This is a genomic window from Sphingomonas sp. P3_C5, assembly GCF_056402635.1.
In genome coordinates this window covers 383,249-397,282 of the sequence record NZ_JBFUHA010000001.1, presented here as the reverse complement: position 1 = coordinate 397,282, position 14,034 = coordinate 383,249, and the positions used below count along the sequence as shown (strand labels likewise).

15 protein-coding genes are annotated in these 14,034 nt (G+C 64.3%); 2 read left to right on the top strand and 13 right to left on the bottom strand.

Annotated features, from left to right (window positions below; genetic code table 11):
* Positions 1-19 precede the first annotated feature (19 nt).
* The 4 genes from AC1DVS_RS01795 to AC1DVS_RS01780 all read right to left on the bottom strand — a co-directional run bounded on the left by AC1DVS_RS01795 (position 20) and on the right by AC1DVS_RS01780 (position 5,383).
* Positions 20-982: an aspartyl protease family protein gene (locus tag AC1DVS_RS01795; protein WP_478019730.1), complete on the bottom strand. Its 963-nt coding sequence runs from the start codon at positions 980-982 to the stop codon at positions 20-22.
* 9 nt (positions 983-991) lie between these two features.
* Positions 992-1,951, bottom strand: coding sequence for a retropepsin-like aspartic protease (locus AC1DVS_RS01790; RefSeq protein WP_478019728.1), 960 nt, complete (start codon positions 1,949-1,951; stop codon positions 992-994).
* Between the two features lie 40 nt (positions 1,952-1,991).
* A complete protein-coding gene (locus AC1DVS_RS01785; protein ID WP_478019727.1) occupies positions 1,992-2,807 on the bottom strand; it encodes an aspartyl protease family protein in 816 nt (271 codons plus the stop codon).
* Positions 2,808-2,974: 167 nt separating this feature from the next.
* On the bottom strand, positions 2,975-5,383 hold the full coding sequence (locus AC1DVS_RS01780; protein WP_478019725.1) for a ligase-associated DNA damage response DEXH box helicase: 2,409 nt from the start codon (positions 5,381-5,383) through the stop codon (positions 2,975-2,977).
* A gap of 35 nt (positions 5,384-5,418) precedes the next feature.
* On the opposite strand from AC1DVS_RS01780, the gene AC1DVS_RS01775 reads away from it, so the two are divergent.
* Both AC1DVS_RS01775 and AC1DVS_RS01770 read left to right on the top strand, forming a co-directional pair.
* Positions 5,419-6,417 carry a ligase-associated DNA damage response exonuclease gene (locus tag AC1DVS_RS01775; protein WP_478019723.1) on the top strand — a complete coding sequence of 333 codons (999 nt, stop codon included), beginning with the start codon at positions 5,419-5,421 and terminating at the stop codon, positions 6,415-6,417.
* Between the two features lie 109 nt (positions 6,418-6,526).
* On the top strand, positions 6,527-6,973 hold the full coding sequence (locus AC1DVS_RS01770; protein WP_478019721.1) for a hypothetical protein: 447 nt from the start codon (positions 6,527-6,529) through the stop codon (positions 6,971-6,973).
* A gap of 131 nt (positions 6,974-7,104) precedes the next feature.
* Here the strand turns inward: AC1DVS_RS01770 and AC1DVS_RS01765 are convergent, their stop codons facing one another.
* From AC1DVS_RS01765 to AC1DVS_RS01725, 9 genes are all read right to left on the bottom strand, one after another.
* Entirely contained in the window at positions 7,105-7,395 is a 291-nt protein-coding gene (locus AC1DVS_RS01765) for a putative quinol monooxygenase (protein ID WP_478019719.1), read from the bottom strand.
* Positions 7,392-7,946, bottom strand: a complete 555-nt coding sequence (locus AC1DVS_RS01760; protein WP_478019717.1) for a glutathione peroxidase — start codon at positions 7,944-7,946, stop codon at positions 7,392-7,394. The genes AC1DVS_RS01765 and AC1DVS_RS01760 overlap by 4 nt, the downstream gene beginning before the upstream one ends.
* 126 nt (positions 7,947-8,072) lie before the next feature.
* The gene (locus AC1DVS_RS01755) at positions 8,073-8,741 is read right to left on the bottom strand and encodes a hypothetical protein (protein WP_478019715.1); all 669 of its coding nucleotides are present in this window, start codon (positions 8,739-8,741) and stop codon (positions 8,073-8,075) included.
* The gene (rpoN, locus tag AC1DVS_RS01750; protein WP_478019713.1) at positions 8,738-10,237 is read right to left on the bottom strand and encodes an RNA polymerase factor sigma-54; all 1,500 of its coding nucleotides are present in this window, start codon (positions 10,235-10,237) and stop codon (positions 8,738-8,740) included. The genes AC1DVS_RS01755 and rpoN overlap by 4 nt, the downstream gene beginning before the upstream one ends.
* Before the next feature lie 4 nt (positions 10,238-10,241).
* Positions 10,242-11,030, bottom strand: coding sequence for an LPS export ABC transporter ATP-binding protein (lptB, locus tag AC1DVS_RS01745; protein ID WP_478019711.1), 789 nt, complete (start codon positions 11,028-11,030; stop codon positions 10,242-10,244).
* Between the two features lie 216 nt (positions 11,031-11,246).
* Positions 11,247-11,783, bottom strand: coding sequence for an LptA/OstA family protein (locus tag AC1DVS_RS01740; protein ID WP_478019709.1), 537 nt, complete (start codon positions 11,781-11,783; stop codon positions 11,247-11,249).
* 6 nt (positions 11,784-11,789) lie between these two features.
* Positions 11,790-12,434 carry an LPS export ABC transporter periplasmic protein LptC gene (gene lptC / locus AC1DVS_RS01735; protein ID WP_478019707.1) on the bottom strand — a complete coding sequence of 215 codons (645 nt, stop codon included), beginning with the start codon at positions 12,432-12,434 and terminating at the stop codon, positions 11,790-11,792.
* 32 nt (positions 12,435-12,466) lie between these two features.
* Positions 12,467-13,087 carry a ribonuclease D gene (locus AC1DVS_RS01730; RefSeq protein WP_478019706.1) on the bottom strand — a complete coding sequence of 207 codons (621 nt, stop codon included), beginning with the start codon at positions 13,085-13,087 and terminating at the stop codon, positions 12,467-12,469.
* A gap of 31 nt (positions 13,088-13,118) precedes the next feature.
* A complete protein-coding gene (locus AC1DVS_RS01725; protein WP_478019704.1) occupies positions 13,119-13,913 on the bottom strand; it encodes a TerC family protein in 795 nt (264 codons plus the stop codon).
* Between the last annotated feature and the right edge of the window lie 121 nt (positions 13,914-14,034).

Here is a 14,034-nt window from a genome sequence, read left to right as displayed (position 1 = left end):
GATTGTTCAGCGGGCCATGTTAGGTGCCAAGTCTGACCGCGTCCAATGGTGACATGGGGCCATTATGCGCCAGGTCGCGCTTGACTGAGAGCCGGATCTCACGGTTCGGGAAATCGATTCGTACCAGCCGGAACTGCCTGAGCACGTCCATGCCGAGCAACAGGGCCGGGCGATCGGTCAGGCCGAAATGCCGGAACGGCTCAGCGTCGGCAAAGGCGACGGGCAGATTGCCGATGGTCGCTCCGGCCACCTCGAAACTGTCGATCTGGGTGTAATTCACTTCGATCGATTCGCCCGTCACGCCGATGAGCTGGATCGGGTGGATGTTCTTGTTGCGGCGGGCGACCCGCTTCTGGAGCGCCAGATTGCCCATGGTGATGGGCGATCCGGTATCGAGGATCACCTGGACCCGCTGCCCGCGATACCGGGCGTCGGTCACGATCAATTGCCCATAGAGATTTTTCGCATGGACCAGGATTTCGCCCGGCGCGGCCTCGACGCGGCGTTTGCGCGCGGCCGAGGGCTTTACCGTCATGATCTGCTGATCGAAGTCGATCGAAAGCACGGTATTCTGGAGCGTATCGATGCCGAGCATGCCGGCCGCGCCAAGATTGCGCGATTCGAGAGATGGCGCCTCGATCCTCGTGCCGCCGATCGTGCTGACGCTGATCATCGGGATGATAACAGTCCCGACATCGGACGCGCCGGTCATCGCCGTCAGGCGGACAGTCGGGCCGGCCGCGAGGCCAAGGGTACCGGCAAGCTCGCGGGAAATGACGGTACGCTGCGCGCCGGTGTCGACGATGAAGCGGAAGGGTCCTGCCCCGGCGATGGTGACGGGCACCGACATGCGCTCATTGCTGTTGGTGAAACCGACCCGGTCTTCGGTAGATTGCGCAGGCGGCGGCTGAATCGCGGCCTGCTGGCCCGATACCGGTGCTGCGAGCATCAGCAGCACGGAAACGAGAATGAGGCCACGCATCATAAAAGGCTATTTCCGGCCAGGCCCTTTCGCAAGCGGTTCAGAAATGGGCCCGGACGGTGCCACGGGCAGCGAGAAGCGGATTTCGCTATTCGCGAAATCGACATCGACATGCCGGAACAGGCGCAGCCCATCCATGCCGAGCATCAGTGCCGGCTCCCTGGTCAGCCCGAATTTGCGGAAGGCTGCGACATCGCCAAAGAAGGCGATCGGCAAGTCGTTGAACCCGACCCCGCCGATGTCCAGCCGCTCGATCTGGGTATAGTCGGCGACCACTGACTTGCCCGTGACGCTGGTCAGTCTGATCTGCTGCGGCTTCGCCTTGAGCTCCTCGTTGATCTGCGCACGCAATTCCGAATTGCCTATGCTGACTTGGGCGCCGGTGTTGATAACCACGCTCAGCCGCCGGCCGCGGTAAAAGGCCTGGGTCACGATCAGCTGGCCATAGGCGCTCCTCGCCCGGACGATGATATCGTAACCGCCCCTCCTGTCGGCCTGCCCGCTTTTTTCCGAAGGCAGCACGGTCATTTGGTTCTTCTCGATATCAATCGAGAGCAAACGGTCGCTGAGCATGTCGACTCCGAGCAGCCCAGGCGCGCCGAGATTAGCGAAGAACAGAGCCGGCGCCTCGATGGGCTTGCCAGCAACGCTGCCCACGGTGAGCGATGGAATAACGAAGGTGCCGACTGTGCCCGTCCCGGTCGCCGCCGTCAGTCGCACATCGCGGCCATGTGACAGGTGCAGCGCCGCGGCCAGCTCGCGCGAGATGACGGTTCGCTGCGCGCTGGTATCGACGACGAACTGGTAAGGGCCGGTGCTGCCGATGTTGACCGCCACCGTCATGCGTGCCGCCGCATCGCCCACCGCCAATATGTTTTCGGGAGGGGGTGGTAACGTACCCTGCCCTGCCGGCAATGGTCCGGGAGCTCCCAGCATCAACAGCACGGAAACAAGAATGGGGCCGCGCATCACAAGAGGCTATTCCTGGCCAGGCCCTTTCGCGAGTGGTTCAGTCGCGATCCCGCAAGGCATTGCGCGGCAGCGAGAAACGGACTTCGCGATTGGCGAAATCGACATCGACGTGCCGGAACAGGCGCAAGGCATCCATGCCGAGCATCAGCGCCGGCTGCTTGGTCAGTCCGAATTTCCGGAATGGCGCCACGTCGGCAAAGGCGATCGGCAATTGGTTGAAGCCGACCCCGCCAATATCCAGCCGCTCAATCTGGGTATAATCGGCGAGCACGGACTGGCCGGTAACGCTGGTGAGCATAATCTGCTCCGGTACTTTCTTCAGCTCATGGCGCATTCGTGCGCGCAACGCTGAATTGCCCATGCTGACCTGGGCACCGGTATCGATGACGACGCTGATCCGCCGGCCGCGGTAAAAAGCCTGGGTCACGATCAGCTGGCCATAGGCGCTCTTCGCCTGGACCACGATGTCGCCCTGCACACTGCTATGCCCCCGTCTTGCCGAGGGGCGCAACGTCATGCTGTTTTTCTCGAAATCGATCGACAGCGAATGGCCGCTGAGCGTGTCGATCCCGAGCATTCCCGGTGCGCCGAGATTGACGGAGAGCAAGGCCGGCGCCTCGATCGGCTTGCTGGCGATGCTGCTCACCGTCAGCGAGGGGATGACGACGGTGCCAACATTGCTCGTCCCGGTCATCGCCGTCAGCCGAACCTCGCGGCCCGGCGAGAGGCCGAGCGTAGCGGCGAGCTCGCGCGAGATCACGGTGCGCTCGGCGCCGGTATCGATGATGAACTGATAGGGTCCGGCGCTGCCGATGGTGACCGGTACGGTCATGCGCGTTGTCGCATCACCCAACGCCAATATGTTTTCGGGAGGGGGCGGTACCGCAACCTGCCCCGCCGGCAATGCTCCTGGAGCGGCCGTCAGGGCGAGAAAAAGGGCGGCTATTCCGCGCATGAAAAGAGGGTACGCCCGTTTCGGACCTTCAACAAGAGGTTTGATAGAAGGGATGAAATATCGCTTCAGTCGATCCGCATCGCCTCAGCCGCCAGCCCCTCGGCTTCCAGCAGCAGCGCATCGTCGGCAAGGCCCATCGCGATTCGTTCGCGCCCGATCAGCGTCAGCACCGGCACCGCGAGCGGTGAGACCCGGTCGAGCGTCACGTGCAGCATCGTCTCAGCGGCCCGGTCGAGCAGATGGGCGAGGCGGCCGACATCCGTCATCTTCGCGCGCGCATCGGCCCATGCCGCCTGGAGCAGCAAATGGCTGGGCTCATATTTGCGCAGCACGTCATAGATGAGGTCAGTCGAGAAGGTGACCTGCTTGCCGGTCTTGCGCTTGCCCGGATGCTGGCGCTCGACCAGCCCGCCGATCACCGCCACCTCGCGAAAGGCGCGCTTGAGCAGCGCTGATTCCTGCACCCAGTCGACGAATTCATGCTCGAGGATATCGGGCGAGAACAGGGCCGCCGGATCGGTGACGGGATCAAGCGAATAGCAGGCGATCGAATAATCGCTCGCGACGAAGCCCAGCGGCTTCAGCCCCTGAGTCTCCATCCGCCGCGTCAGCAGCATGCCGAGCGACTGATGCGCGTTCCAGCCCTCGAAGCTGTAGGCGACCATGTAATACCGCCCCTCGCGCGGAAAAGTCTCGACCAGCAGCTGGTCGGGCTCAGGGAGGCGCGATCGGTAAGCCTGGACCTCAAGCCATTCGCGCACATCGTCCGGAAAGCGCTGCCACTCGTCGCGCTGCGACAGGAAGCCGCGGACCCGGTCAGCGAGGTTGGTCGAGATCGGCATGCGCGCGCCGCCATAGGTCGGGATGCGCGCCGGCCGGCTGGTCGCGCGCACCACCAGATCCTCAGTGTCGATCCGCTCGACCTCGAGGCTCATGCCGGCGAAGAAAAAAGTGTCCTTCGGGCTCATCGAGGCAGCGAACGCCTCCTCGACCTTGCCGAGCGTGCGGCCGTTCTTGAAGCGCACCGTCAGCATCGTCGCCTCGACGATGATGCCGGCGTTCAGCCGGTGCTGCGCGACGAAGCTCGGATGGCTGACGCGCCAGCTGCCATCGGCGTCCTGCGTTAGCCGCTTGAACTTGTCATAGGCCTTGAGCGCATAACCGCCGTCGCGGATGAAGCTGAGCACCCGCTCGAACGTCTCGGTCTCCAGCGCCGAATAGGGCAGGGCCGAGCGGACCTCGTCGAGCATCTCCTCCTGCCGGAAGGGGGCGGCGCAGGCGCAGGCCATGATGTGCTGGGCAAGCACATCGAGCGCGCCGGCGCGGAAAATGTCGGGGTCGAGCTCGCCGGCGACCACAGCGTCGAGCGCGGCACGGGCCTCGAGATATTCGAAGCGATTGCCGGGCACGATCACCGCCTCGGACGATTCGTCGAGCCGGTGATTCGAACGCCCGATCCGCTGCAGCAGTCGCGACGATCCCTTGGGCGCGCCCATCTGGACGACGCAATCGACATCGCCCCAGTCCACCCCCAGATCAAGGCTCGCCGTCGCGACCAGCGCCCGTAATTTCCCCGCCGCCATCGCGGCCTCCACCTTGCGCCGCGCCTCCAGCGACAGGCTGCCATGGTGGATGCCGATCGGCAGCTGCATGGCGTTGACCTTCCACAGATCCTGGAAGATCAGCTCGGCGAGGCTCCGCGTGTTGCAGAAGATGATCGAGGTTTTGTGCGTCTCGATCTCGGCCATCACCTGCTCAGCCGCATAGCGCCCTGAATGGCCGGCCCATGGCACGCGGCCTTCGGGTAACAGGATCGCGATATTAGGATCAGCGCCCGGCTCGCCCTGAACCAAAGTCACCTGGTCGATATCGCCATCGGGCGCGAGCCAGGCGCGATAGCCATCGGCATCGGCAACCGTCGCGGACAGCGCAACGCGGCGAAGCCCCGGTGCCAGTCGCTGCAGCCGCGCCATGCACAAGGAGAGCAGATCGCCGCGCTTGCCGGTTGCAAAGGCATGGACCTCGTCGACGACGATGGTTTTCAGCCCCTCGAACATCAGCAGGCTGTCCGGATAGGACAGCAACAGGCTGAGCGATTCGGGCGTGGTCAGCAGGATCTGCGGCGGCCGTACCCGCTGCCGTGCCTTGCGATCGGACGGGGTATCGCCGGTGCGGGTCTCGATGCGTATGTCGAGCCCCATCTCTTCCACAGGCGTGAGCAGATTGCGCTGCACATCGACCGCAAGCGCCTTCAGGGGCGAAACATAGAGGGTGTGCAGGCCGTCGGTCGGGCTTTCGATCAGGTCCGCGAGTGTGGGCAGGAAGCCGGCCAGCGTCTTCCCGGCGCCGGTGGTGGCGACAAGCAGTCCGTGCCGGCCTGTCCGCGCAACCTCAAGCATGTCGATCTGATGCGAGCGCGGCGCCCAGCCGCGCGCGGCGAACCAGTTGGCGAGCGGAGCGGGGAGATCGGTCACTGGGAACTCAGGCTCATCCCATCCATATAGGTATTATGGCGAAGCTCGGCGACTGGATCGATCCCCAACCTCACGGCATCCATGTGAAGCCCGCTGATGTGTGGATCGATCCGTCGCAGCCGTCGCCTGCCGCTCTCGTCACGCACGGCCATGCCGATCACGCGCGCGGTGGGCATGGCGCTGTCTGGGCGACGCCTGAAACGCTTGCGATCATGGAGGCGCGCTACGGCCCTCAGGCCGGCCGTCCCCTCACCTATGGCGAGACGATCCGGCTGGGCGAGGTCGACATCCGCTTCGTGCCGGCCGGCCATGTGCTTGGCTCGGCGCAGATCGTGCTTGAATATCGCGGTGAGACGATCGTGGTCTCAGGCGATTACAAGCGCCGCACCGATCCGACCTGCACGCCGTTCGAGCCGGTCAAATGCGATGTCTTCATAACGGAGGCGACCTTCGGATTGCCGGTGTTCCGCCACCCGGAGACCGGCGACGAAATCGACAAGCTCACCACCGCCCTTCACGCCAATCCGGATCGGTGCGTGCTGGTCGGCGCCTATGCGCTGGGCAAGGCGCAGCGAGTGATCGCCGAACTGCGGGCGCGGGGTTTCGACGATCCGATCTATATCCACGGCGCCCTGCAGCGGCTCTGCGATCTCTATGTCGAGCACGGCATCGCGCTCGGCGAGCTCCGGCCGGCCACCGAGGCGAGCAAGGCTGAGCTCAAGGGCCGGATCGTGATCGCCCCGCCCGGCGCGCTCAACGATCGCTGGTCACGCCGCCTGCCCGATCCGATCACGGCAATGGCCTCGGGATGGATGCGGATTCGCCAGCGCGCGGTGCAGCGCGGCGTCGAGCTGCCGCTGATCCTGTCCGACCACGCCGATTGGGACGAACTGACCGATACCCTCACCGAGATCGCGCCGCGTGAGGTTTGGGTCACGCATGGCCGCGAGGAGGCGCTCGTCCATTGGTGCATGACCCGTCAGATCAAGGCGCGGGCGCTGGCGCTCTCCGGCTATGAGGATGAGGATGACTGAACGAGAATGGCCGGGCCGGATTGAAGCCGGCACCCCGACATGCGATGTAAGTTCACGCAGGCACGCGTCGCAAGAATCGCGGCGGCACCGCGCGAGGCAGAGGACGCTCATGAAAATAATCCATCAGGGAATCGCGGTCGTGGCAATCATGGTCAGCGGTCCGGTGGCGGCGCAAGCGATGATGCCACACAGTCCGGCTCCTCCGCCGGTCGGCGCCGATGCCGACCCGAATCATTCGTCCGAGGAGATGAGGGTCACGCGGCAGGCGCAGGATGATTCGTCACGTACGCGTGACGCGCGAAACGTCACGCAAAAGGCAAGGGCAGTGCCCGCCAAGCCGTCCGACGTGACGGTCGGCAGCAAGGTCGCCGATATCCAGGGCGTTCCGGTCGGCACGATCGAATCGGTTGACGCAGATGGTGCGGTGGTCGTGACCGGGAGTGGCAAGGTGAAGCTTGGGCTCGATACCTTGGGCAAGAACCAGGATGGCCTGCTGGTCTCGGTGACCAAGGCCCAGTTCGATGCGGCCGTTCAGGCGGCGGTCGCAAAGCCCTGAGGCGTCGCGCCCAGCTGGCTATGTAAACGCAGCGCCATTGGTGCATGACACGGCAGATCAAGGCGCGGGCGCTGGCGCTCTCGGGCTATGAGGATGAAGACGACTGAGCCGGGCCGAAACCGGCGTTTGGATCAGGCAGGGCCCGCTTCGTACATCGCGATCGGCTCGCTAGAGGCTGCCAGGCTGCGCACCGCTGCCATGAACTCGGCCGATCCCGGCTGCCGGAAATGCTCCTTCAGCCTGCCCATGTCCTGCCAGCATTCGAAAAAGACCAGCCGCAGCGGATCTTCGCAATCGACATGCACGGCGTGGCTGATGCAGCCCGGCTCGGCACGCGAGCGGTGGACATGGTCGAGGCTCGCCTGGCGCAAAGCCTCCAAACTGTCCGGCCGCGCAGTCGCGCTTCCGGTGACGATGATCATTGCGTGGCCGCCAGTTGGCGCTCGATCGCCGCGACGATCGCCGGATCGTCCGGCGCGGTATCAGGCGCGAAGCGGGCAACGACCTCGCCGTCGCGGCTGACCAGGAATTTCTCGAAATTCCACAGGATCTCGGGCTCGGGGTTTGGCGTGATGCCATATCCGGCCAGCTTTTCCCGCATCCCGCCGCCATTGGTGCTGATCGCATCAGGCTGAGCCGCGGTCAGCGCCGCGTAAAGCGGATGCTTGTCCTCACCGGCGACGCTGATCTTGGAGAAGAGCGGGAAATCCACGTCATAGGTCAGTGAACAGAATTCAGCGATCTCGCTATCGGTCCCCGGCTCCTGCGCGCCGAAATTATTAGCCGGAAAGCCGAGCACCTCGAAGCCGAGGTCGCGATACTCGGCATAAAGCTTTTCCAGCCCGTCATATTGCGGCGTCAGCCCGCATTTGGACGCGACATTGACGACCAGCAGCACCTTGCCGGCATGGTTGGCGAGGCTGTCCTCAGTGCCGGCAATGGTCTTGAGCGGGATGTCCTGGATCGCGGTCATTGGGGTTCCTCTCCGAAAATCGTCCTGGAGCGTGCTGCGAATAGGTGGAATCCGGCTATTCGCAAACAAGCACGCGACCACAAAGAATCTAGAGCGGGCTGTGTTTCCGTCGAAACACAGCCCGCTCTAGCGCCGGTAAAAACCGGAAAACGTCACGTTCAGGCCGCCGCAACTGCCATTGTCGGCCACGACGAGATAGGGGCTGATCAGCCGCATCGACACGCGGCATTCATATTCGCCGGGTCCGCCGAACAGGATCCGATCTCCCTTGATGGTCGCCTCATCGTCGAAATCGCCCATATTGATGCCGCCGATCTTCACGCGTTCCGGGTCGTGCGTACCCCATGTCGCAACGCCACTCGCCTTGATGCGGCCGGGGCGGGCGCCGGCGGTGATATCGATACTGGCTTCGTCATAGGTCCAGCTTCCGAGCCATGCCGAGCGGGCGGGATGCGGGACGGGAACCGGCTCAACCAGGTTGCGAAGGATCCAGCCTTCGGTCGGCCGGCCCCCGCGTTCATTATAAGCCGCCTTGACCAGGCTGCCCTTGGTCGGGCCGATCAGGACCAGATCGCCGGCGACGATATAGGCGCGCCGCCGGCATCGCGCAGTCGGCGCCGGGCACCCATCGACCTCGATATCATGGTAGAAGACCGCCTTGGCGCCGGGCCTGACCCGAGCGAGTGTCATGTCCTGATAGGCTGCCAGCTCCGGGGTGATTTCTTCCCTGGCCACGGCCGGCGCGCCAACTGCGCCGATCGCGCAGAGAATGACCAGCAGGCGCAAACGCCTCATCCGGCCCCCTCAAGCGCTTTTTGCCGCCGCCGCTGCACCGAACTGCCGATGCCCAGCGCCTCGCGATATTTCGCCACCGTCCGCCGCGCGATATCGAAACCCTTGGCGTTGAGCAGCTCGACCAGCGTGTCGTCGCTGAGGATCGCCTTTGGTTCCTCCAGGGCGATCAGCGCCTTTATCGCGCTCTTCACGGCCTGGGCGGACACGGCGTCGCCGCCATCCGAGGACTGGATCGCGCTTGTGAAGAAATATTTGAGCTCATAGAGCCCCCGCGCGCAGCTCAGATATTTGTTGCTCGTCACCCGGCTCACGGTCGATTCGTGCATCTCGATCGCATCGGCGACCTGGCGGAGCGTCATCGGCTTCAGGTGCGAAACGCCGTGGACGAAGAACGCCTCCTGCTGTTTGACGATCTCGGTGGCGACCTTGACGATGGTGCGCTGGCGCTGGTCGAGTGCCTTGACCAGCCAGTTGGCGCTGGCGAGGCATTCGGACAGCCACGCCTTTGACGCCTTGTCCTGATGCCCGCCCGAAAGCTCGACATAATAGCCGCGATTGACCAGCAGCCGGGGCAGGGTCGCTGCGTTGATCTCGATCGCCCAGCCGCCCTTGCGCTGCGCGACGAAGATGTCGGGCACCACTGCCTGCATCGCCTCGCCACCATAGCGGCAGCCGGGCTTGGGATCATAACCGCGCAGCTCGCGGATCATGTCGGCAAGGTCCTCATCGTCGACATCGCAGATCCGCTTCAGCCGAGCGAGATCGCCGCGCGCCACCAGATCGAGATTGTCGATTAGCCGCGCCATGCAGGGGTCGTAACGGTCTGCTTCCTTCGCCTGGAGCGCGAGGCATTCGGAGAGCGACCGCGCGCCGACGCCGGTCGGGTCGAAAGTCTGGATGATCGCCAGCACATGCTCGACCCGGGCGAGCGGAACGCCGAGCCGGTTGGCAATCTCGAGCAAAGGCACCGTCAGATAGCCGGTCTCGTCGATCTGATCGATCAGATGCGCTGCGATAAAGGCGTCGGCGCCGTCCACCACCGGCCCGGCCTGGGCAAGCAGATGATCGGCAAGGCTCAGCCCTGTATCGGCGAAGGCGTCGAGATCGGGCCCGTCCTCGCCCATGCCGCCGCTCGCCCCGTTCATGCCGAGCGTTCCGTCCATCCCGCCGCCGCCATCGGCGACGCTGTCATGGTGGAAGCTTTCCACGGCAAAATCGACGTCGAGCGAGGCCTCGCCACTGCTGTCTCCGCCCATCAGCAGCTCGTCGGCGCTGGCCGGTTCAGTACGGGGCTCCGGAACCGGTTCCCGTTCCAGCGTCGGGCCGTCATCTTCGGGCGCACCCGATTCGAGCAGCGGGTTCTTCTCGATCTCCTCGGCGATGAAGCCCTCGACCTCGAGGTTCGACAGCGCGAGCAGGCGGATCGCCTGCTGCAACTGCGGCGTCATCACCAGGGATTGCGACTGCCGCAGATCGAGGCGCGGGGCGAGGCTCATTGGCTCAGAGCGAGAAGCCCTCGCCCAGATAAAGCCGCCGGACATTGGCATCGGCAACAAGCTCGGCGGGCGAGCCGGTGAACAGCACCCGGCCGTCATAGATGATATAGGCACGGTCGACGATTTCGAGCGTCTCGCGGACATTATGATCCGTGATCAGCACGCCGATGCCGCGCTTCTTCAGCTCGCAGATCAGGTCGCGGATATCGGCGATCGAGAGCGGATCGATGCCGGCGAAAGGTTCGTCGAGCAGCATGATCGACGGGTCGGCGGCAAGCGCCCGGGCAATCTCGGCGCGGCGGCGCTCGCCGCCCGACAGGGCCATGGCCGGTGAGTCGCGCAGCCGGGTCAGGCCGAACTCCTCGAGCAACGTCTCCAGCCGGGTCGCGCGCGCCGCGGGGTCCGGCTCGGCCAGTTCGAGCACGGTCAGGATGTTCTTCTCGACCGTGAGGCCGCGAAAGATCGAGGTCTCCTGCGGCAGATAGCCGAGCCCGAGGATCGCGCGGCGATACATCGGCAGCCCGGTGATATCGTCGCCGTCGAGCAGGATCCGCCCCGAATCGGGCTTCACCAGCCCCATCACTGAGTAGAAGCAGGTGGTCTTGCCGGCGCCGTTCGGCCCGAGCAGCCCGATCACCTCGCCGCGCCCGACCGACACCGAGACATCCGAGAGCACGACCCGTTTGTCATAGGATTTGGCGATCGAGACGACTGACAGGCCCTTCATCACCGGTGCTTCGGCGATTGGCGGGCTTTCCGGCATCGGTGCTTCGAGGGTGGTCACATCGGCCATTACGTGTCCCGTGCTCGCATCATTGGGTTAGCGAAAGCTTAGTTTGTCGCGGTTGGCAGGCTTTGTGCATGCAATGCGAACAGGCTCATGCAGCAGACCGCGCGACAAGGAAAGCGGGACGCGGCGAGAACCGCAAAAAAGGCGACGATTCGGAGGCTTGCGGCCATTCGGCAATCGATCTCGAAACGCAGCCATGCGCTCACGCGAATCAGTCGGCTATTGCCCCTGGTTCCGCTTCGGGACCGAGAAGGTGCCGGTCACACGGCCGCCGCTGCTCGTCGTAGTGCCTGGTGCGCCGCCGCCGACCGCCGAGCCGTCGATCACGGCGCGGCCGGTATCGAGATTGATCGTGAGTCGCCCGCCATTCACCGTATTGCCGCCCTGGATCAGCGTGACCCCGCCCAGCATGGTGATGACTCGCCTGTTGAGGTCATAGACCGCGAACTGGCTGCGCGCGGTCTGGTCGGGCCGGGTCACCGTCACGCTGCCGGCCGCGTCGAGCCGCGAGACCTGCGGACTGCCGTCAATCACCTGGCCCGTATAGGCGACCGTCATCCGTGCCGAGTTGAGCGTCATCTCGGCCTGGCGGACGGAGACATTGCCGGTCAGGATCGCGCGATTCGCCTTGTCCTGCAGCTCGATATGGTCAGCGCCGAAATTGATCGGTGCGCCCGAATCGTGCCGGTTCTGCGCGCTCGCGCCGCTGGCGAGACAAAAAGCGGCGAGCGCGATCATGCGGGTCGGATGAGCCATGGCGGCCTATCTCGTCTTTCGCGGCACGATCCGCAAGCGCGCGTTGCCATCGAGCGTCACGACATGGCGCTCGAGATCGGCGCTCAGGCGTGCGGCGCTGAAGCTGCCCTGCGGCACGGTGCCGGTCACAGCCCCGCCGCTGCGCATCTTCCGCGTCTTCAGGTCGACAGTCGCGTCATTGGTGTCGAGCTGATAGCCGCCCGTCGCATTGAAGCGCAGCGGGCCGTCAAGCATCACCTGCTGGGTGTCGATATTGTAACGGCCATGGTCAGCGACGATTTTCGCCGGCCCGTCGCCAAGCCCGATCTCGGCTGCGAGCTGGTTGAGCTGGACGATCGGCGAGGCCGAGCTCCTCTGCACCGCCGAACCGGCATTGATCCGGAAGGGCTGGCCCTTGCCGTCCTCACCGCGATAGGTCGCTGACTGAATCCGCAACCGCTCCTTGGCGACCTCGACCTTGTTCTTGTCGAGCAGGAAGCTGACATCGCCCGAGCCGGCAAGCGGCATCATCACCAAGAACGCGGCGAGCACGCCGATCAGGACCGGCAGCACAAGCCGCAGCACGCCGATAACGCGGTCATGGCTGCTGCCCGGCGCCGCCCAGATCTGCCGCGCTGAGCGGACGCTGACGGCCGCTTCAGACACGGGCATTCTCGTCTGATCGGCGCGGGATCATCATGGCGTCAGATATGCGCAAAAATGTCTATCTCGGGCCAGCCGGCGAGATCGAGATCGGCGCGCGAAGGCAGGAACTCGAAACAGGCCTTTGCGAGTCCCGCACGGCCCTCGCGCTCGAGTCGGCGGTCGAGCTCCTCGCGCATGCGGTGGAGATAGCGCACGTCAGATGCGGCATAATCCTTCTGCGCGTCGGAGAGGATCGGGCTGCCCCAGTCGGAGGATTGCTGCGCCTTGGAGATTTCCTGGCCAAGCAGCTCGCGGACAAGCTCCTTCAGGCCGTGCCTGTCGGTATAGGTGCGCACCAGCCGCGAGGCGATCTTGGTGCAATAGACCGGTGCCGCATCGACCTTCAGATAGTGCTTGATCGCGGCAAGGTCGAAGCGGGCGAAATGATAAAGCTTCACGCGCGTCGGATCGCCGAGCAGCGCGCGCAGGTTCGGCGCGGCATAGTCGCTGCCGGCCGAGAAGCGGACGAGATGCTCGTCGGGACCGCCATCCGAAAGCTGCACGACGCATAACCGGTCGCGCGGCGTGATCAGCCCCATCGTCTCGGTATCGACGGCGATATCGGCGCCTGCTGCGAACAGGTCGGCGGGAATGTCTTCTTCGTGCAGATATACAGTCATCGGTTTCGCCTATACGCGAACGCCGCCCGGCTCAATGCCCGCTATCGGCCAGTTTCTTCCGTTCGCGGGCCTTGCGCGCAAGAATGTTGAGCGTTTCGATCCCGCCGGAAAAGGCCATGGCTGTATAGATATAGCCCTTCGGGACATGAACGCCGAAGCCGTCGGCGATCAACACCACGCCGATCATCAGCAGAAAGCCGAGCGCGAGCATCACCACGGTCGGGTTGCGCGCGATGAAATCGGCAAGCGGGGTCGCTGCGAACAGCATCACCCCAACCGCGACGATGACGGCGACGAACATCACCGGCAGATCGTCGGTCATGCCGATCGCGGTCAGGATCGAATCGATCGAAAAGACCATGTCGAGCAACAGGATCTGCACGATGGCAGCGCCGAAGCTCATCACCGCGCGGCCGTGCTTGTCGAGCGCGGCGCCGGATTCTTCGGGGTCCATGCTGTGATGGATTTCAGTGGTCGCTTTCCACAACAGGAAGACACCGCCTGCGATCAGGATCAGGTCGCGAATCGAAAAAGCGGTCTCGAAGCTTGGCTCGCCATGCGCATCTAGGCCGCCCATCAGGCCAAGATCGAACACCGGCACGACCATGCGTGCGATCAGCGCGATCGTCGACAGCAGGGCGAGCCTCAGGATCAGCGCCAGGCCAATGCCGACGCGCCGCACCTTGACGCGCTGGTGCTCGGGCAGCTTGTTCGAGAGGATCGAGATGAAGATGAGATTGTCGATGCCAAGCACCACCTCCATCACGATCAGCGTGGCGAGGGCCGCCCAGGCGGCGGGGTCGGAAAGGAGTGCTAGGATCGACATGGAGTGCGTCTGCCGTCTGGCTCGGGGCGGCGCAAGACATGATGTTTCTGCAACAGTGGCAAAGGTTCGACCGATCCTGCCGCATTTCCGACGAATTTATTCGCAGCCCGAAAGGATTTAC

Coding starts and splice junctions, on each gene's coding strand:
- rpoN (WP_478019713.1), bottom strand. CDS start 10,237: ATGAGCCTCGCCCCGCGCCTCGATCTGCGGCAGTCGCAATCCCTGGTG.
- lptB (WP_478019711.1), bottom strand. CDS start 11,030: ATGGCCGATGTGACCACCCTCGAAGCACCGATGCCGGAAAGCCCGCCA.
- AC1DVS_RS01755 (WP_478019715.1), bottom strand. CDS start 8,741: ATGAGGCGTTTGCGCCTGCTGGTCATTCTCTGCGCGATCGGCGCAGTT.
- AC1DVS_RS01790 (WP_478019728.1), bottom strand. CDS start 1,951: ATGCGCGGCCCCATTCTTGTTTCCGTGCTGTTGATGCTGGGAGCTCCC.
- AC1DVS_RS01760 (WP_478019717.1), bottom strand. CDS start 7,946: ATGACCGCGATCCAGGACATCCCGCTCAAGACCATTGCCGGCACTGAG.
- AC1DVS_RS01775 (WP_478019723.1), top strand. CDS start 5,419: ATGGCGAAGCTCGGCGACTGGATCGATCCCCAACCTCACGGCATCCAT.
- AC1DVS_RS01725 (WP_478019704.1), bottom strand. CDS start 13,913: ATGTCGATCCTAGCACTCCTTTCCGACCCCGCCGCCTGGGCGGCCCTC.
- AC1DVS_RS01740 (WP_478019709.1), bottom strand. CDS start 11,783: ATGGCTCATCCGACCCGCATGATCGCGCTCGCCGCTTTTTGTCTCGCC.
- AC1DVS_RS01765 (WP_478019719.1), bottom strand. CDS start 7,395: ATGATCATCGTCACCGGAAGCGCGACTGCGCGGCCGGACAGTTTGGAG.
- AC1DVS_RS01730 (WP_478019706.1), bottom strand. CDS start 13,087: ATGACTGTATATCTGCACGAAGAAGACATTCCCGCCGACCTGTTCGCA.
- AC1DVS_RS01795 (WP_478019730.1), bottom strand. CDS start 982: ATGCGTGGCCTCATTCTCGTTTCCGTGCTGCTGATGCTCGCAGCACCG.
- lptC (WP_478019707.1), bottom strand. CDS start 12,434: ATGCCCGTGTCTGAAGCGGCCGTCAGCGTCCGCTCAGCGCGGCAGATC.
- AC1DVS_RS01770 (WP_478019721.1), top strand. CDS start 6,527: ATGAAAATAATCCATCAGGGAATCGCGGTCGTGGCAATCATGGTCAGC.